Consider the following 17,652-nt stretch of genomic DNA (forward strand, 5'->3'; position numbering starts at 1 on the left):
AAGCGACCGGCGCGCACGATCCGCACTCGCCGCCCGTGCCTGCCTGCCTATCGTGATCCCCCGCGCGTCTTCGGCCCGGCAATCCCGTGCCGCCACCCGGATCTGTGGATCGCGCCGGAGCCGAGCGGTCGGCGTCGCAGCCGAACGGTCGGCCGCAGGTCGATGCGACGTCCGCGTTCGGGATCGACCGGGAGGGTGCCAAAGGTTCGCCCCTGCGCTGGGCCCAGCCGCCGAAAACGGTGATGGGCGATTTGGCTCCTGTTCGTCGGCAAGAATTCCTATAAGCGGATGGGTCGAGGGTCCGCTTCGGGCGTGGGCAGGCGGGGGGCGACACGGCGCTCCGCAGGCAGCCCGACGGAAGGCGACGCGTGGCGGGGCGTGAGAGCTGCAATGACGGTCTCGGTGATTCTCAAGGCGCTGAACGAGGAGGCGCGGATCGGGGGAGCCCTCGCGAGCGTCGTGGCAGCGCTCGACGGGATCGGCGGCGAGATCATCCTGGCCGACGGCGGTTCCCGGGACGGGACGGTCGGCGTCGCCTCGGCCTTCCCGGTCCGGGTGGTCCAGCTCGATCCCGCCGTCCGGCCGAGCTGCGGGATCGGTCCGCAACTCGGCTTTCAGTACAGCCGGGAGCCGTTCGTCTGCCTCATGGACGGGGACATGCTGCTCGACCCCGGCTTCCTGCGGGAGGCGCTGGCCTATCTGCAGGCGCATCCCTCCTGCGCGGGCGTGACCGGGCATGTCGCGGAAATGAACGACACCAGCCTCGAATACGTACGGCGCGGGCGCCGCGCCGCGCCGGAGAACCGGACCGGATCGATCGACCGCATGAACGGCGGCGGTCTCTACCGCCGCGCAGCCCTGCTGCAGGTCGGGTATCTGTCGGACCGCAACCTGCACGGATACGAGGAGTTCGACCTCGGTCTGCGGCTGCGGGCGTGCGGCTGGGGCCTGCATCGGCTCGACCGGCGCTTCGTGAGCCATTTCGGGCACGCCGTCGACGCCTACGCCCTGCTCGTCCGGCGCTGGAAATCCGGCTATCTCCGCGGCATCGGCGAGGTTCTTCGGGCAGCGCTCGGCACGCCGCGCTGGGGGCGGCTCGTGCGCGAGCTGCCCGAGCTGAAGCTCTGGGCCGCGGTCTACCTATGGCTGATCCTGATGCTGGCCCTCCCGTTCCTGGCCCCGCACCCCTGGCTCGGGCTCGGCCTCGATCTCGCTCTCGTCGTCGGCGTGGTCGGCCTGATGGCATGGCGTCAGCACAGCCTGCGGCTCGGGCTCTACGCGGTCGTCGCCTGGATCTTCCATGCCGCGGCGTTGCCCCTCGGCTTCCTCCGGCGACGGCAAGCGCCGCAGGCCTGGATCGAGAGCCGCATCCTGCAGGATGTCGTCGCGGCACGTCCGCCCGCCCGTGCCGGGTCGGACGCGTGAGCGGGACGCTCCGAGGCGCGTCGCCGGTCGCACCGCGGCAGGCTCGGCGGACGTCCCAGAACATTTTCGAGTGAGGTGGATCCCGGCTCGCGTGAAGAAAATGCTCTCTAGAAGTCCGACATCAGGCGGCTCCAATCCTCGCCTGCCAAGCCGCCGATGTAGATGTCGCCCCGCTTCGCCGCGGCGGCGATGTCGGCATGCCGCGTCAGCACGCACACGAAGGCGCGATGCCGGAAGCCGACGCCGCGCTGGTGGGCGAGGCCGTGCATGAGCGCGGGCTGCGCGTGCCCGATCGCCTCGGTGCAGCCGGCCTCGTCGAGGTGACGCAACATCGCGTGCAGGATCGCGGCTTCCTGCGCGGGGCGGGCCAGCACGTTGAGGACCCGGGCGGGCCGGCCCACCGCACCGTGATAGACGAAGCAGCCGACGACCGCCCCGCATCGGTTCACGACACGGCGGATCGCCAGGGGGCCGCGGCGACGATTCTGCTCCGCCATCGCGACGAACCAGGCGAGCTCGGGCCGCGACCAGCGCGGGCGGACCGCATGATGCGCGATCAACCCGGGCGCATGGTCGAGGAAGTCGTCGACCGTCATCGGCTCGACCCGCACGTCCGGTCGGCACGGTCGAGCCGAGCGGCCGCGGACGGCTCGGATCGCGGCGTCGAGCGGCCAGGCGAGCGGCCCGAGCGGCGGCTCCCACCGACGCAGCGTCCTGCGCACGACGCGACCGAGCGCGGCCTCGGCGGGGCGGAAGGTCCGGATCCATTCCAGGTTCTGGATCGGCACGATCGTGCCGCCCACGGCCTGGAAATGCTTCAGGCTCGTCGGGGAGGAGGAATCGTTGAAGGCGAGATCCTGCCGCCGCGCCCGCATGGCCAGGCTGATCTTGGCGGCGCCGGCCGCGTCCTTCGATCCGTCCGTCATGAAAGCCGAGAACAGGCGTCCCGCAACGTCCCGCTCGCCCACGCGGAACGCGACGTGGACGGAGAGCAGCACGCTGGTGATGCGGCCGTCGCACCGCTCGTAGACGCAGCTGCCCGTCTCGCGGGTCTGGCCCGGCGCGCCGAAGGCGAGCGTGCGGAGATAGGCCAGAAGGTCCGGTCCCGGCTCCGCCTCGATGCCCCGGAAGTGGCGGAGGAAGAGCCGGCCGACCGCCGCGACGTCCGCGATCTCCATCGGCCTGAGACGGCCCTCGCCCCGTCCGCCCGCCGGCCGGTCGTGCAAAGCGGTTGCTCCCAGGCTCCGGTCCGGGTGCGTCGTCATGCGGCCGCGCTCAGGGCGCACCCGCGGCTCCGTGCGGCCAGGCTCAGCAGGACGAGCCAGGCCGCCGCCGCGGTTCCCGCCTCGATCGCGTAGAGGGCGACGATCGCGCCCGACGGCCCGGCGAGCCACGAGGCCGCGGCGATGAGGCCGCCCCCCAGAAGGTTGACGGTGCTCAGGATCATCGCGCGAGCCCCCTGGCGGCCGGAGGCGCCGAGCAGGTCGATCGCCACCGACCAGACGGCGATCAGGGCGATCGTGCCGGAGAGGCAGCGGACGAAGAACGTGACCTCGTCGTAGGCGCGGCCGAACGCGAGGCCGAGCCAGGGCGCCAGCAGGAAGAGCAGGAGCGCCGTGCCGCTCCCGAGAACGACCGCTCCGACGAGCACCCGGCCCGCATCCGGCAAGGCGCGGTGCAGCCCGTCGCGGCTGGCGCGCACGAAGCGCCGGTAGACCAGGCGGTTCATCGAATCGATCGTGATGTAGCTGCTGTCCATGATGCGCCGGGCCACGCCGTAGCTGGCCACGGTCTCGATCGAGGCGAACAGGCCGACGACGAAGAGGTCGGCGTTCTGGCGCAGGGCCCGCATCGCGAACTGGGAGCTGAACAGGAGGCCCGGGCGCAACTCCTCGCGCAGGATGACCGCGCGCGGACGCCCGAGCGGGAGCAGCCACGCGGCGCAGAGCAGCGCGTAGAGGAGGTTGCCGCAGAACTGCCAGGCCGCCCATCCGGCGAGCGTATCGACGCCGAAGACGGTGCAGGCCAGCGCCGCCGTCGCCGTGCGGGCCAGCGCGAAGCCCACGACGGACCGATTCGCCGCCGCTTCCCGTCCGAGGCCGAGGTAGATGGTCTCGACCAGCAGGATCGCCCGCACGAGCAGGATGTTCGTGACGAGCAGGAGCACGATGCTCGGCAGACCGAGGCCCGGACCGGTCTGCATCGTCAGCCAGAATGACAGCCCCGCCGCAGCGAGCGGGACGAGGACGGCCGCGCTGAGCCCGATCAGCAGCAGGTTGTGTCCCAGGAGATCGGGATAGCGCTCCGGTGCCTGCACGATCCGCCGGAACAGGCTGTCCGAGGCTCCGAGGCCGCAGATCTGAATGCCGATGGCGCTGATCGCCGCGACCTGGACGAACAGTCCGAATTCGACCGGCCCGAGCGCGCGCGCAAGCATCGCGAACGTTGCGAGCTGGGCGATGCTGGCCGACGCCAAAGCTCCGCCCGACATCGCGTAGCTGGAGAATATTGGTTTCAGCGAGATCGCTCTTCCCATCGTCGTCTTATGCCAAGACACCTGAATTCCTCCACCACAACCAGCAGTTATTGCCATACATCTCAAGCGAGCATTGCCGGATTAACCGGTATATTAACGTTATATTCTTGACTCTTGGCGATCTTATAGCCGAACAAAGCAGCCAAACGCTTAAGATCGACGCATGCGCTGCCAGGGCCGAGAGAGATGTACAGGGTGACCGAGAGCGCCCAGCTTTGGATCGGCGACGCGACGCCCGCGCCGGCGCGCGACGTCCCCCCGCGGGCGGCTCGCCCCGCGCGCACGCCCCGTGCGCCGGATCTGGCCGAGGTGAGCGGATGGCTGCTGCGCCGCTGGGCCTGGCTTCTCGTCGCGACGCTGCTCGGAGGCCTCGCGGGCTACTTGTTCACCCGCTCGGTCACCCCGCGCTTCACCGCGACGACGGACCTGGTCGTGGCACCGTCGAACCTTCGGGTCGTCACCAACGATCTCTACGCGCAGAACCTGCAGAGCGACGCGCAGATCCTCGACGTCGAGAGCAAGATGCGGGTCGTGACGTCGAGCAACGTCCTGCGTCGCGTCGCGGACAGGCTCGCCCTCGCGAACGCCCCCGAGTTCAACAGAAAGGCCGCGCTGATCGACTTCGGCGCGATGCTCGGCCTCGATCCGGAGGCCGGCTCCGGCCCGTCCGACCGGTCCGTCGCCGCCGCGCTCGGCGAGCGGATCAAGGTCGTCCGCCAGGAGCGGTCCTACGTGGTGACCGTTTCGGTCTGGGCGAGCACGGCGGATCTCTCGGCCAAGCTCGCGGACTCGATCGCGGAGGCGTTCCGGGACGAGATCGCGCGGGGCGACGCGGAACGGGTCGGGCTGGCGGCGGAGAGCCTCTCCGATCGCCTCGGCCTGCTGAAGGCCAAGGTCGAGGAGGCCGACCGGAAGGTGGAAGCCTTCCGCAGCGCGCACGGGTTGCTGCAGGTCGCCGGCGGCGAGCTCACCAGCACCCAGGCGATGGACCGCATGAGCGTCAAGGTGACGGACGCGCACGCACGCCTGGCCGAAGCGGAGGCGCGCTACCGTGCGGTCTCTCGCGCGCTCGACAAGTCGGGCTCGCAGGCCGGCGCGGTTCAGTCGTCGGCCCTGACCGGGCTGCTCGGGGAGGATGCCGCCCTGCGCCGGCAGGTCGCGTCCCTGTCGCAGACCTTCGGCCCGCGCCATCCGAGCCTCGTGAACGCGCAGGTCGAGCACGACGCCATCGCGCGGGCGATCCGCGCCGAGACCGAGCGGCTGCGCGGCGCGGCGCGGCTGGAGATGGCCCAAGCCCGGCAGGCGCTCGACGCGCTCACCAGCGAGACGATGCAGCTGCGCGGGACGGTCTCCGAGGACGGGCTGGCCGAGGTGAAGCTGCGCGAGCTCGAACGGGACGCGCGCACGAAATCCGCGCTCTACCAGGCCTTCCTGACCCGGGCCGGCGAGGCCGCGGAGCGCCAGCAGATCGACGCGACGGACGTGCGCGTGATCTCGGCGGCCATGCCGCCGCCGCGGCCGTCCTGGCCGCCGCGCACGCCCGTCGTCGTGGCCGGCAGCGGTTTCATCGGCCTCGTCCTCGCGGCCGGCGCGATCGGGGGCCTGGGCTGTCTCGGGGCGCGCCGCCGCGATCCGGCGAGGGCGGCCTGATGCGGGAGGCTCATGCGGACGGTTCGGCCGAGGCGTCGGGCAGCGCGCTCGCGTCCCTGCTCGTCGTCGGGACGCTGCTCTTCTACCTGATCACGCTGTCGCCCTTCATCGACCTCACCGCGGCCGCCTCCGCCGATCCGGCCGCGGATCGCACCAGCGCCCTGAACCAGATCGTCTTCCTGGCGCTGACCGGCGGCCTGTGGCTGGCCGCCGCCCGATCGCCCGCCCGGACGCTGGTGGCCGGCCCCCGCGGCCTGATCCTCGCCCTCGTCCTGTGGTTCGCGGCGGCCTCGGCGATCTCGGCGCATCCCGACATCGCGCTCAGGCGGGTGGTGCTCGCCACGCTCACGGTGACCAACGCCGGCATCGTCCTGATCCTGCCGCGCTCGGAACGGCACTTCGCGGGGCTGCTCGGGCTGGGGTGCCTCGCCACGCTCCTCGTCGCCTATCTGGGCGTCTTCCTGCTGCCCCGGCTCGCGATCCACCAGGCCACCGAGATCCGCGAGCCGATGAATGCGGGGCTGTGGCGCGGGCACTTCGCGCACAAGAACGCCGCCGCCGGCGCGATGGTCCTGCTGGCCTTCATCGGGCTGCATCTGCGGAGCGCCGGGCGACGCCTGGAAGGGCTGGCGATCGTCGTGCTCGCCGCGATCTTCCTGCAGCAGACCGGCGGCAAGACCGCGAGCGCGGCGCTGCCCGGCATCCTGGGGCTCGCCTGGGTGTTCGAGCGCCGCCCGGCGCTGCGCGCACCCATCGTCCTCGGCGGCGTGGCGGCGTTCAACGCCCTCACCATCGGGTGCGCGATCTCCGCGGACATGCGCGCCGCGGTGGCGGCCCTGGGGATCGATCCGACCTTCACCAACCGCATCGACATCTGGCGCATCGGGGTGGCCGCCATCGCCGAAAGGCCGCTGACGGGCTACGGCTTCCAGCTGTTCTGGCAGACGGACGAGCTGGTCTACAGCACCGGCGGCGGGGCGAGCTGGGCCGTCGCCGCCTTCAACGGCCACAACGCCTATCTCGACGCGGCGGTCACCACCGGCCTGCCGGGCCTCGCGCTGACGCTGCTCTGGCTGCTCTGGCTGCCCCTGAAGGACGTCGGCCGGGCCGATGCGGCCGGCAACGACCCCGCCCTGACCCGCCTCTTCACGCGGATCTGGCTCTACGGCGTGTTCTCGGCCTGCGTCGAGAGCCTGTTCTTCCAGTCCGGCAGCCTGGTCTGGTTCTTCATGCTGATCGCGGTGTTCGGGCTGCGCCTTCAGGGGCGCGCCACCCTCGTCGCCGGCGCCGACGCGCCCCGGCCTGCGGGAGGGCCCGTTCATGCGTGAGCTCGCCCGTGCCCTCGCGGCGGCCGGCCGCGTCTCGCGGGGACTCGACCGCCTCGGCCGCCGCCTGACCAACCGGATCATCCGCGCGACCCCGCGGGATACCGTTCATGTGCCGGAGGCGGAGGCGATCGTCTCGTTCACCTTCGACGACGTCCCCGAGACGGCCCTTCACGCCGGTGCGGCGATCCTGGAAGCGCATGGCGCGCGGGGCACCTTCTACATCGCCGGCGGCCTCGCGGGCCGGGTCGAGCCGGACCGCACGCTGATCGACGCGCAGGGATGCCGCGCGCTCGCGGCCCGCGGCCACGAGATCGGCTGCCATACCTTCGGCCATTCGGACCTGCGCCACCTCGGCCGACGGACACTCGCCGCGGACCTCGCCCGGAACGCCCGCTACCTGGACGCGATCGATCCCCCGCGGGGGCGGCGCAATTTCGCGTTCCCCTACAACGGCGGCTCGCTCGGCAAGCGCCGGCAGCTCGCGGCCCGGTTCCGGACCTGCCGCGCGGGCGGGGAGGCGATCAACCGGGGGAGCACGGACCCGGCCTTTCTCCGGGCGGTGGAGATCCGCCAGCCGGACGCGCATGCGCGCGGCCTGACCCGCTGGATCGACGCCCTCGCGGCCGAGCCCGGCTGGCTGATCTTCTTCACCCACGACATCGCCGCAGCGCCGACGCCGTACGGCTGCACCCCCGAGACCTTCGAGGCGCTGGTCGCGCACGCGCGCGCGCGCGGATGCCACGTCCTCGGCGTCGACGCGGCGCTCGACCGGATGGGCTTGCGGGAGCAGGCGCGATGACGGCCCGGCCGCGGCTCCTCGCCATCAACAACTACTTCTACCGGCGGGGCGGGGCGGAGACCGTCTTCCTCGACCAGATCGCGCTGTTCGAGGCCGCGGGCTGGGACGTCGTGCCCTTCGCCATGCGGCATCCGGACAACCTGCCGAGCCCGTGGTCGGACTACTTCGTCTCCGAGATCGAGTACGGGCGCAGGTCCGGGCCGCTGACGAAGGCCGCGCAGGCAGCCAAGATCATCTACTCGCTGGAGGCGCGCCGGAACATCCGGGCCCTGGTCCGCCGCGCCCCGCCGGACGTGGCCCACGCGCACAACGTCTACCACCACATCTCGCCGGCGATCTTCGGCGCGCTGAAGGCGGAGGGCGTGCCGGTCGTGATGACGGCGCACGACCTGAAGATCGCCTGCCCGGCCTACAAGATGCTGAGCGGCGGCCGGGTCTGCGAGCGCTGCCGGGGCGGGCGCGTCCACAACGTCCTGCGGCACCGCTGCGTGAAGGAGTCCGTCGCGCTCAGCGGCCTCGTCCTTCTCGAGACGCTGGTCCACCGGGCCCTGGGCCTCTACCGCCGCACGCTCGACCGGCTGATCGCGCCGAGCCTGTTCTACCGCGACAAGCTGGTCGCGTGGGGCTGGGACCCCGCGCGGATCGCGCACGTCCCGAACTGCATCGACGCGGCGCGGTTCGCGCCCTGCGCCCACGAGGGCGACTACTTCGCCTACGCGGGACGCCTCGCGCCGGAAAAGGGGCTCGCCACCCTGGTCCGCGCCGCCGCACTCTCCGGCCGACGCGTCGTCATCGCCGGGACGGGCCCCGAGGAGGCATCCCTGCGCCGGCTGGCGCAGGACCTCGACGCCGACGTGAGGTTCGCCGGCCACGTCTCAGGCCCGGCCCTCCACCGTCTCGTCGGCGAGGCCCAAGCCCTGATCCTGCCGTCCGAGTGGTACGAGAACGCGCCCGTCAGCGTCCTGGAAGCCTACGCGCTCGGACGCCCCGTGATCGGAGCGGATATCGGCGGCATCCCCGAGCTCATCCGCGACGGGGAGACGGGATTCCGCTTCCCGTCCGGCGACGCGCGCGCCTTGGCGGTCACGATGACCCGCGTCGCCGCACTGTCCGGCTCGGCGCGCGCCAGCCTCGGCGGCGCCGGCCGCGCCTGGGTCGAGCAGGCGTTCCGGCCCGAGGCCTACCGCGCCCGCATCGCCGATCTCTACGCAGCATTGAGGCCATCGTCATGACCGGGCAGACGCCAAGCGATCCGCGCTCGATCATGATCATCGGGCTTCGCGGCATCCCGGATGTCCAGGGGGGCATCGAGGCGCACGTGGCCGCCCTCGCCCCCCGCCTCGCGCGGCGCGGCTGGGACATCGAGGTGCTCGCGCGCCGGGCCCATCTCCGGCCCGGCAGCCCGCGCCGCTGGAACGGCGTGCGGGTGACGCCGCTCTGGGCGCCGCGCTCGCGGTACCTCGAGGCGCTGATCCACACCGCGCTCGGCGTGCTCCTGGCCGCGCGGCGCAGGCCGGACATCGTGCACATCCACGCCATCGGGCCCGCGCTGCTCGCGCCGCTGGCCCGGCTGCTCGGGCTCCGCGTCGTGATCACCCATCACGGCTTCGACTACGAGCGCCAGAAATGGGGCTTCTTCGCCCGCGTCGCCCTGCGCCTCGGCGAGCGCGTCGGCATGACCTGCGCCGATGCTCGCATCGCCATAGCGCGCGCGATCGCCGACTCCGTCGCCGATCGGATCGGGACCCCGGTGACCTTCATCCCGAACGGCGTCGAGATCCATCCGCCGCAGCAGGGCATCACCCACCTTCGGGCGTTCGGCCTCGCGCCGGGCCGCTACGTCCTGTCGGTGGCGCGCATCGTCGAGGAGAAGCGCCAGCTCGACCTGATCGCCGCCTTCCGCGAGCTGAACGACCCGACGCTCAAGCTCGCCATCGTCGGCAGCGCCGAGCATGGCGGCGCCTACCGCGACGCCGTCGCGGCCGCGGCCGCGGCGACGCCGGGCGTCGTCCTGACGGGCTTCCAGGCGGGCGAGGCTCTCGCCCAGCTCTACGCGCACGCGGCGCTCTTCGTCCTGCCGTCGAGCCACGAGGGCATGCCGATCGCCCTACTCGAGGCGCTCGGCTACGGTCTTCCCGTCCTGGCGAGCGACATCCCCGCCAATCGGGCGATCGGCCTTTCGCCGGCGGATCACGTTCCGGTGGGAAACATCGGCGCCTGGGCCTCCGCGATGGAGGCGAAGCTTGCGCCGCGCGCGGAGGCCGCCCGCGCCGGCGAGCGCGCGCGGGCCGCCGAGATCGAGGCCGCCTTCGGTTGGGATCGGATCGCCGACCAGACGGCGGCCGTCTACGCGGCGGTCGTCGCGGGAAGCCGGATCGTCGTCGAAGCCGGACCCAGGGACAGGCCCGAGACGGGCGATGCCGGGCTGAGAGACGCGATCAAGCCGGTAGCCGAGCGAGCGACGGGGTGAATCGGTGACCTATCGGGTGCGCAATCTCGGCATGAGCGCGATCGGGCTCGGATTTCTCGGGCTGGCCTGGGGCAAGGACCGGCTCCACGGCTACGCCACGCCCAACACGGTCGCGAGGTCGGACCACGAGGGACGGATCGCCTACCAGCTCGACATCTTCGCCGCCCTGCGCCGCTTCCTGCCGGCCGACCTCGATCTCCGCGGGCGGGACGTGCTCGAGCTGAGCCCGGGCTCGTCGCGCGGGAACGGTGCGCTCTTCCTCGCCCTGGGCGCCCGGTCGTACCACGCGATCGACGCGTTCGATCTCGCGGGCCGCGAGGATCCGGGCTTCTACGACCGGCTGCTCGACCGGTTCGCGGAAGGCGCGGGGGACGGAATCGATGCCGACGGCGCACGCGCGCTCATCCGGGAGCCTGCGGCTTTCGGCTACGCCGTCGACCGCAGCTTCGACATTCCCCGGCTCGCGCAGGGTCGGCGCTTCGACCTCATCGTCAGCTGCGCAGCGTTCGAGCATTACGACAGCGTGCCCAAGGCCGTCGCCGGGCTCACCCGGGTCGCGCGCGTGGGCTGCGAGACGGCCCACATCATCGATCTCCAGACCCATTCCCGATGGATCCGCGAGCGCGATCCCAACAACATCTATCGCTACCCCGACGCGGTCTACCGCCTCTTCCGGTTCCCGGGGCAGCCCAACCGGCAACGCCCGGCCGACTACGTCGGAGCGTTCGAGGCCGAAGGGTGGGCCCATGTCCGCTTCGCGCCGTCGCGCACGATCGAGCCCCCCCTCCGCGGGCCCTCGCTCGCGGGCCTGGCGCGGCCGTTCTCGAGCCTGGCCGACATGACGGTCCTCGACGGCGCGCTCACGGGACGCCGCCCGTGAGCCGTCTCGCCAGCCGTCATGCCCGGCCTGATGCGCCTTCGCCGGGTTCCGGCTTCGTCGTCGCGGTCCACGACGATCTCGCGCCTCTTGCGGCGCTCTGGCCGCGCGGCGCGGGGGCCGACGAGGCGGCGGCCTGTCACGTCTTCCAGACGGCCGACTTCATCGCCTGCTGGCGGGAGACCTACGGCAGGGCGACGAAGGCGCGGGCCGTGTTCGTCCACGTGAGCGAGCCCGACGGGACCCCGCTCCTCCTCCTGCCGCTCACGATCGTCTCGCAGGGCGCGGCGCGGGTCCTCACCTTCCTCGATGCGACGGCCTGCGACTACAACGCGCCCGTCCTGTTCCCGACCGCCCGGGCATGGAATCCGGGCATGGCGGCCCCGCTCTGGGAGGCGGTCAAGGCGGCGCTGCCCCCCATCGATCTCGTCGTGCTGGAGAAGATGCCGGCCGCGGTCGGCGACCGGATCAATCCGCTGTACCTCCTGAGCGAGACGGCCAACCCGGAATCCTGCCACCTCAACGATCTCGCCCGGCCGTGGGCCGAGATCGAGCAGGACATCCACGGGCTGCGGACCCTGCGCAAGAAGGTCCGCGCGCTCGAACGGATCGCCCCGACACGCCTGGTCGTCGCCGAGACGGCGGAAGACCGCAGCGCGCTCCTCGCCGTCCTGCTGGCCCAGAAGCAGCGGCGCTTCGAGGAAACGGAGGTTCCCGGCTTCGACGCGCATCCGGAGAAACGCGCCTTCTTCGAGCGGGCGACCGAGGCGTTCGCCGCACGCGGCGGGCTGCACCTGTCCGCCCTGCAGGTCGGGACCGAGGTCGTCGCGTGCGCCTGGGGGCTCGTCCACGGGCGGCACTACTACGGCCTGATGATCGGCTTCGAGGCCGGAGACTGGGCGCGCCACTCCCCCGGCCGGATCCTCTACCTCGAATTGATGCGGGCGCTGCACGCGCAGGGCTGCACCGTCCTGGATCTCGGCATCGGCGACGAGGCCTGGAAGCTCGCCCAGTCCGATCGGACCGTTCCGCTGCGCGTGCACACGGAGGTCGTCGGCTGGCGCGGGCTGGCGCACCTGCGGCTGCAGGGGGCGGTCGCGCGGCTGCGCCGATCGACGCCCTGGCAACGGTTGCGGCCCTACAAGTGGCGCATCCTGCGGTCGCTCCGGGGCGCGGAGGAGAACCGCGGCGGCGCATCGGAGACGGCAGGCAGGGCGGGCGGCGCACCCTCGCGCGATGCCGGCGATCGCACGGACGGAGGCGGGGCGGCACCATGAGCGTCGATCGTGTCGATGTCGCGATCCTGGGCGCCGGCATCGCCGGGACGGCGGCGGCGGCCGCCCTGGAGCGCCAGGGCATCTCCGTCGCGCTGATCGCCCGCCACGAGCGGCACCCGCACGAGTTCCGCGCCGAGAAGATGGGGGCCGCTCAGATGCGGCTTCTCGACGGGTTCGGGCTCGGCGCGGCGGCCCGGGCGGAGGCGACCGCCTTCGACGGCGTCTGGGTGCATCGCTTCGGTCGCATCGTCGACCGGGCCAGCGAGCGCGAGTACGGGATCGACTACGCCCGCCTGATCGACGCGCTCCGGCGAGCGCTCCCGCCATCGGTCCGGACCGTCACCGGCAAGGCCGAGGCGATTGCCTGTTCGGCGGACCTGCAGACGATCACCCTGGCCGACGGGCGGGTGATCCAGGCGCGCCTGCTCGTCGTCGCCACCGGCCTCGCGGACGGCATCCGGCAGCAGCTCGGCATCGCGCGCGACGTCTTCAGCCCCGCGCACACCCTCGCCGCGGGCTTCGATCTGGAGACGCCGATCTCCGCGTTCCCGTTCCCCTCCCTGGTCTGGACCGGCGAGCAGTTCGGCGACCGCGTCTCGTACCTGACCCTGTTCCCGCTCGGCGATGCCGTGCGCGCCAACTTCTACGTCTACCGCAAGCAGTCGGAACCCTGGACGCGCGCCTTCCGCGAAGCGCCCGAGACCGTGCTGCACGGTCTCATGCCCGGCTTCGAAGGCCGCTTCGGCCGGATCCGGATCGCGGGGCCCGTCGTGACCCGGCCGATAGACCTGATGCGCGTGCGCGGGCACGAGCGGCGCGACGGCGTTGTCGTCGTGGGCGATGCCTTCTGCACGGTGTGCCCGATCACCGGTACGGGGATCGACAAGGCGCTGACGGACGTCGACCAGCTCTGCCACGTCCACATCCCGGCATGGCTGGCCACGCCCGGGACGGGCGCGGCGAAGATCGCGCGCTTCTATGCCGATCCGGTCAAGCGGGCCCGGGACCGCTCGGCCGTGCACGCGAGCCTGCGGGCCCGCTCCATCAAGGTCGACACGGCCCTGCCCTGGCGGATCCGCCGCTTCAAGAGCGAAACGATCGTGCGCGCCCTGTACCGGTCGCCCCTCGGCCGCCTCCTCCCGCGGCACTGAAGGGCCGTCCGATGCGCCAGCGCCCCCTCGCCGCCTCGCAGGACGCCGCCCCACGATGAACCGCCGCTCCATCCTGGCCCGGCTCGCGGGCCTGCTTGCCGCGTCCGCCGTCGGGCCGGCCCATCCGGCGGCCGGCGCCGGCGTCATCCCCGTCTTCCGCCGCGGCATCGGCGTCTCGCACGCGCTCGGCTGGGCGGAGGTCGGAGCGAGCGGATCGTACGCCGAGCCGCCCTTCGCGGAGCCGCGCCTTCGGTTCGGCGCGGAGCAAATGGGGGCGATCCGGCAGGCGGGCTTCGACTTCGTGCGTCTCGTCGTCGATATCGGCCCGTTCCTGGCTCTGACGGGCGCGCGGCGCGACAGGCTGGACGACCATCTCCTCGGCATCGTCGGTGCGCTGCTCGACGCGGATCTGGGCGTCGTCGTCGATCTGCATCCGAGCCGGATGCACCCGGCCTATCGCCCGGACGCGCTCACCGGCGGCGTCGACACGCCGCCGTTCAAGGCCGTGCTGGCACTCCTGACCCGCTTGTCCGCGCGTCTCGGTTCCCTCGCGGCTGCGCGGGCCCCGGGGCCGCCGCGACTGGCTCTCGAGCTCCTGAACGAGCCGGATGTCTCGCCCGCGGCGTGGCAGCCGATGCTGGAAGCCGCCTACCGCGCGGCCCGCGCCGGCGCGGCGCGGTTGCCGCTGGTGCTCGGGGGCGGCTCGATGAACGCCCCGACCGCCCTGGAGGCGATCGATCCGCGCCCCTTCGACAGCGACGGCGCGCTGCTCTACACCTTCCACGATTACGAGCCCTGGCAGTTCACGCATCAGGGCCTGCGCGGCAACCCGGCCTACGTCCTCGACGCGGTGCCCTACCCGGCGCCGGCCACGCCCGAGGCCATGCTGCGGGCGACCGAGGCCCGGATCGCCGGCCTCGCGCTCGACGAGACCGGACGGGAGCAGGCGCGGGCGGCGCCGCGCAACCTGGCGGACTACGCCCGCTCCGGATTCGATGCGGCCGCGCTGGAGACGACCTTCGCGCGCGTGACGGCCTGGCGCGCGGCGCGCGGGCTGCCCGCGCACGCGGTGCTGCTCGGGGAGTTCGGCGTCAGCCTCACGCCCTACGGGCGGACCCGGGACGGGGCGGCCGCCCGCGCGCGCTGGCTGCACGACATGCGCACCTGCGCCGAGCGGCACGGCTTCGCCTGGGCCTGCTGGACCTACGTGGGCCCCGGGGGCTTCGCCCTGGCCGAGAACGAAGCCGGCCCGGGCTTCGACGCGGCCACGCTCCGCGCCCTCGGGCTGGTCCGATGACCCGTCCGGGGAGCACCTGCGCTCGGCCCGTGCCGCGGGAGCGCTTCGCCAACATCGACGGGCTCCGCGCCGTCGCCGCGCTCTGCGTCATGGTCGAGCACATGTTCGGCGACCTGCTGCGGCAGACCGCCCCGGGAGCCGGGCCGATGCGCGTGGTGGGCATGGCGCTGTCGCAGAGCGTCAGCCTCGGCCGCTACGGCGTCGCGATCTTCTTCCTGATCAGCGGCTTCGTCGTGCCGTTCAGCATCCGCGGCGAGTGCCCGCTGGCGCACTTCGCCATCTCGCGGCTGTTCCGGCTCTATCCGGCTCTCTGGTTCGCGCTGGCCGTCCTCACGGCGACGGCGTGGGTTTCCGGTGAGCCGCCGGCGACGGCGACCGTCCTCGCGAACATGACCATGGCGCCGATGATCCTCGGGCAGCCCTGGCTGTCGCCGATCTACTGGACGCTGTTCGTCGAGCTCGTCTTCTACCTCCTCGTCGCGCTGCTCTTCTCGGCGGGCGCGTTGCGGCGGGTCGGCGTGCTTCTCGCCGTGGCGCTCGGGCTGATCGTCGCCACCGTGCTGCCCGTGACGCTGCGCATCCACGGGCTGGCGAACCTGCCCGTGCAGTATCTCGGGCTTCACCTCGCCTGGCTGTTCGTCGGGCTTCTGCTGCGCCTCGGCATGGTCGAGCGGCGCCGGGGGGCGATGGGGGCCGTACTCCTCCTCGTCCTCGCGCAGGGGGGCGCTGTCCTGCTGGTGGCCGACTACTCCCTCGCGCGTGCCGACCTGTTCGTCATCGACGGACGCATCCCCGTCATGAGCGCCTACGCGCTCGCGGTGGCCACGTTCTGGATCGCCGTTCGGGCGCGTCGCCCGCGTTCGATGCTCGCGCGGATCGGGCTGATCAGCTACGCGATGTATCTCCTTCACGGGAGCGTGAACGTCGCCATCTACCGCTTGATGCCTTTGACGGGATCGATGCCGGACGCGCTGACGATGGCGATCTGCACGCTGTCGACGCTGGTCGTCTCCTGGATGGTCTACATGCGCATCGAGCGTCCGATGATCCGGTTGGGCCGGCGCCTGTCGCGAGGATCGGCAGACCGCATCCTGCGGGCGGATGTCGTCGCAATGGGCGGTTCCAACACTTAGCCGGTTGCCGAAGAAGGCTGGGGCACGGCTCGCCATCAAGTATCGTCGCGTGTTGGATCCGAGATTTTGACGGTGCGATCCTCACGTCCGCACGGATGAGCGCCCCATGGGCCAGGTTCTCGACGGCAGCGCCGCGGCATCGGCCGACGGCCGGTGGTCGACGGCGATCAGCTCGAGCGGTCGCGCTTCTATGAGGCCATCTGCACGGGCGGTCCGCCGAGAAGGACCGCTTCACGTCAGATCCGCTCGGCCAAATGCCGGGACCAAACACCGGGCGCCGATGCGCGAGACCGTGCCGCCTGGTGAGATCCGGTTCCGCAAGGCCAGGCTTCAGGCGATCGTCGATCGCGTTGTCATCCGGATCGATGGGGACGAGGCGCACCGCGAAGTCGTCATCGCGGGCGGCGATGCTCACATCGCACCCGGCGTTCGCAGTTCTGTACGGAAATGGCGCGCCCTGCGGGAATCGAACCCGCCTTTTCAGCGTGAAAGGCTGACGTCCTAACCGATAGACGAAGGGCGCTGGCGCTGGGCCGAGATTTCTATAGTCGGGCCGCGGGCGGAGGGCAACGGGCGGATCGTGGCTTGTGCGGCGGCGGCGGGCCGGTTTGTCGCGGATGGGGCGGGATGGCGGCGCCGGGCGGGTGCGGCAACTTCGTCCCGCCCGTGCTAACGCTGCCGCTTCGCGCGCCTTGGCGGGGCGCTGTCTTCCTGCGCGGTCGCGCGCAGCACGGGTCTGGAATGGTTGGGCGGATGGCGAGCGAGAGCGATGACGGCGGCGACGGCGGGCGGCCGACCGGGTCCGAGGTGCGAAAGCCCGGCTTCGGCAAGGCCGATCATGGCAAGCCAGGGTATGGGAAGCCCGGCTTCGGCAAGCCGAGCCACGGCAAGCCGGGTTACGGCAAGCCCGGCTTCGGAAGACCCGCTTTCGGAAAACCCGGCTTCGGCAAGCCCGCCTACGGTCAGCGGCCGCGGCCGGCCGGGCCGCAGCCGGCGCACGAGGGCGCCGCGGTGATCTACGGGTTCCACCCGGTGGTGCAGGCGATGGGCAATGCCGAGCGGATCCTGCACCGGCTGCTCGCCACCGAGAACGGCGCCGCGCGCCTCGTGGAGGAGCTGGGCACCCTGCGGATCGAGCCCGAGCTGGTGCGGCCGTCCGACATCAACCGGCTGCTCGGGGCGGATGCGGTGCACCAGGGCCTCTACCTCGAGGCGGAACCCCTCGCCTCGCCCGGCCTCGACGCGCTGCCGGCCGACGCGCTGCTGCTGGCGCTCGACCAGATCACCGATCCGCACAATGTCGGGGCGATCGTGCGTACCGCCGCGGCCTTCGGCGTCACAGGCATCGTCACGACCGCGCGCCATGCGCCGGGCGCCACCGGCGTGCTGGCGAAATCCGCCTCCGGCGGCCTGGAGCACGTGCCGTTCCTGGTGGTGCGCAACCTCGCCGAGGCCCTGATCGCCCTCGGCGCGCAGGGCTTCACCCGCATCGGCCTCGATTCCGACGCCGAGACCGGCCTCGACACGCTGACCCCGACGCGGCCGGCGGTGATCGTGCTCGGCGCCGAGGGCAAGGGGCTGCGCGAGCGCACCCGCGCCTGCTGCGACGTGCTCGCCAAGATCCCGTTCACCGGCGAGATCCGCAGCCTCAACGTCTCGAACGCCGCCGCGATCGCCCTCTACGCCCTCGGCCGTTAGTTTGCGATCTG

General features: G+C 72.2%; 14 protein-coding genes and 1 tRNA gene. 12 read left to right on the top strand and 3 right to left on the bottom strand.

Features of this window, described 5'->3' with window-relative positions:
- The first annotated feature begins 390 nt into the window (after positions 1–390).
- Positions 391–1,425: a glycosyltransferase family 2 protein gene (locus MKK70_RS07310; RefSeq protein WP_243946609.1), complete on the top strand. Its 1,035-nt coding sequence runs from the start codon at positions 391–393 to the stop codon at positions 1,423–1,425.
- A 107-nt stretch (positions 1,426–1,532) separates the two neighbouring features.
- Here the strand turns inward: MKK70_RS07310 and MKK70_RS07315 are convergent, their stop codons facing one another.
- On the bottom strand, positions 1,533–2,690 hold the full coding sequence (locus MKK70_RS07315) for a GNAT family N-acetyltransferase (protein ID WP_243946610.1): 1,158 nt from the start codon (positions 2,688–2,690) through the stop codon (positions 1,533–1,535).
- Positions 2,687–3,961, bottom strand: coding sequence for a lipopolysaccharide biosynthesis protein (locus MKK70_RS07320; RefSeq protein ID WP_243946611.1), 1,275 nt, complete (start codon positions 3,959–3,961; stop codon positions 2,687–2,689). The genes MKK70_RS07315 and MKK70_RS07320 overlap by 4 nt, the downstream gene beginning before the upstream one ends.
- 195 nt (positions 3,962–4,156) lie before the next feature.
- Here MKK70_RS07320 and MKK70_RS07325 point away from each other — a divergent pair, with 195 nt between their 5' ends.
- Genes MKK70_RS07325 through MKK70_RS07370 form a run of 10 tightly spaced genes read left to right on the top strand, consistent with a single transcriptional unit; the run spans position 4,157 to position 15,943 of the window.
- Positions 4,157–5,611, top strand: a complete 1,455-nt coding sequence (locus MKK70_RS07325) for a GumC family protein (RefSeq protein ID WP_243946612.1) — start codon at positions 4,157–4,159, stop codon at positions 5,609–5,611.
- Positions 5,611–6,939: an O-antigen ligase family protein gene (locus MKK70_RS07330; RefSeq protein ID WP_243946613.1), complete on the top strand. Its 1,329-nt coding sequence runs from the start codon at positions 5,611–5,613 to the stop codon at positions 6,937–6,939. The genes MKK70_RS07325 and MKK70_RS07330 overlap by 1 nt, the downstream gene beginning before the upstream one ends.
- A complete protein-coding gene (locus MKK70_RS07335) occupies positions 6,932–7,738 on the top strand; it encodes a polysaccharide deacetylase family protein (RefSeq protein WP_243946615.1) in 807 nt (268 codons plus the stop codon). The genes MKK70_RS07330 and MKK70_RS07335 overlap by 8 nt, the downstream gene beginning before the upstream one ends.
- Positions 7,735–8,970 (top strand): glycosyltransferase family 4 protein, encoded by a 1,236-nt coding sequence (locus MKK70_RS07340; RefSeq protein WP_243946616.1) that lies wholly within the window; start codon positions 7,735–7,737, stop codon positions 8,968–8,970. The genes MKK70_RS07335 and MKK70_RS07340 overlap by 4 nt, the downstream gene beginning before the upstream one ends.
- The gene (locus MKK70_RS07345) at positions 8,967–10,208 is read left to right on the top strand and encodes a glycosyltransferase family 4 protein (RefSeq protein WP_243946617.1); all 1,242 of its coding nucleotides are present in this window, start codon (positions 8,967–8,969) and stop codon (positions 10,206–10,208) included. Before MKK70_RS07340 ends, MKK70_RS07345 begins: the two co-directional genes overlap by 4 nt.
- Before the next feature lie 4 nt (positions 10,209–10,212).
- Positions 10,213–11,088: a hypothetical protein gene (locus MKK70_RS07350; RefSeq protein WP_243946618.1), complete on the top strand. Its 876-nt coding sequence runs from the start codon at positions 10,213–10,215 to the stop codon at positions 11,086–11,088.
- Positions 11,085–12,362, top strand: coding sequence for a GNAT family N-acetyltransferase (locus tag MKK70_RS07355; RefSeq protein ID WP_243946619.1), 1,278 nt, complete (start codon positions 11,085–11,087; stop codon positions 12,360–12,362). The genes MKK70_RS07350 and MKK70_RS07355 overlap by 4 nt, the downstream gene beginning before the upstream one ends.
- On the top strand, positions 12,359–13,513 hold the full coding sequence (locus MKK70_RS07360; protein ID WP_243946620.1) for an FAD-dependent oxidoreductase: 1,155 nt from the start codon (positions 12,359–12,361) through the stop codon (positions 13,511–13,513). Before MKK70_RS07355 ends, MKK70_RS07360 begins: the two co-directional genes overlap by 4 nt.
- A 55-nt stretch (positions 13,514–13,568) precedes the next feature.
- Positions 13,569–14,810, top strand: coding sequence for a glycoside hydrolase family 5 protein (locus tag MKK70_RS07365; protein WP_243946621.1), 1,242 nt, complete (start codon positions 13,569–13,571; stop codon positions 14,808–14,810).
- Positions 14,807–15,943, top strand: coding sequence for an acyltransferase family protein (locus tag MKK70_RS07370; protein WP_243946622.1), 1,137 nt, complete (start codon positions 14,807–14,809; stop codon positions 15,941–15,943). Before MKK70_RS07365 ends, MKK70_RS07370 begins: the two co-directional genes overlap by 4 nt.
- Positions 15,944–16,391: 448 nt before the next feature.
- Here MKK70_RS07370 and MKK70_RS07375 read toward each other — a convergent pair.
- Positions 16,392–16,466, bottom strand: a tRNA-Glu gene (locus MKK70_RS07375).
- Between the two features lie 230 nt (positions 16,467–16,696).
- Between MKK70_RS07375 and rlmB the strand changes: the two genes are divergently transcribed.
- The gene (rlmB, locus tag MKK70_RS07380; protein ID WP_243946623.1) at positions 16,697–17,641 is read left to right on the top strand and encodes a 23S rRNA (guanosine(2251)-2'-O)-methyltransferase RlmB; all 945 of its coding nucleotides are present in this window, start codon (positions 16,697–16,699) and stop codon (positions 17,639–17,641) included.
- Positions 17,642–17,652: the final 11 nt, after the last annotated feature.

Source organism: Methylobacterium sp. E-041 (assembly GCF_022829665.1).
GTDB lineage: Bacteria > Pseudomonadota > Alphaproteobacteria > Rhizobiales > Beijerinckiaceae > Methylobacterium.

Excerpts from the sequence above, each read along its gene's own strand:
- MKK70_RS07310 (WP_243946609.1), top strand. The coding sequence starts at position 391 with ATGACGGTCTCGGTGATTCTCAAGGCGCTGAACGAGGAGGCGCGGATC.
- MKK70_RS07320 (WP_243946611.1), bottom strand. The coding sequence starts at position 3,961 with ATGGGAAGAGCGATCTCGCTGAAACCAATATTCTCCAGCTACGCGATG.
- rlmB (WP_243946623.1), top strand. The coding sequence starts at position 16,697 with ATGGCGAGCGAGAGCGATGACGGCGGCGACGGCGGGCGGCCGACCGGG.
- MKK70_RS07340 (WP_243946616.1), top strand. The coding sequence starts at position 7,735 with ATGACGGCCCGGCCGCGGCTCCTCGCCATCAACAACTACTTCTACCGG.
- MKK70_RS07335 (WP_243946615.1), top strand. The coding sequence starts at position 6,932 with ATGCGTGAGCTCGCCCGTGCCCTCGCGGCGGCCGGCCGCGTCTCGCGG.
- MKK70_RS07370 (WP_243946622.1), top strand. The coding sequence starts at position 14,807 with ATGACCCGTCCGGGGAGCACCTGCGCTCGGCCCGTGCCGCGGGAGCGC.
- MKK70_RS07330 (WP_243946613.1), top strand. The coding sequence starts at position 5,611 with ATGCGGGAGGCTCATGCGGACGGTTCGGCCGAGGCGTCGGGCAGCGCG.
- MKK70_RS07365 (WP_243946621.1), top strand. The coding sequence starts at position 13,569 with ATGAACCGCCGCTCCATCCTGGCCCGGCTCGCGGGCCTGCTTGCCGCG.
- MKK70_RS07360 (WP_243946620.1), top strand. The coding sequence starts at position 12,359 with ATGAGCGTCGATCGTGTCGATGTCGCGATCCTGGGCGCCGGCATCGCC.
- MKK70_RS07345 (WP_243946617.1), top strand. The coding sequence starts at position 8,967 with ATGACCGGGCAGACGCCAAGCGATCCGCGCTCGATCATGATCATCGGG.
- MKK70_RS07315 (WP_243946610.1), bottom strand. The coding sequence starts at position 2,690 with ATGACGACGCACCCGGACCGGAGCCTGGGAGCAACCGCTTTGCACGAC.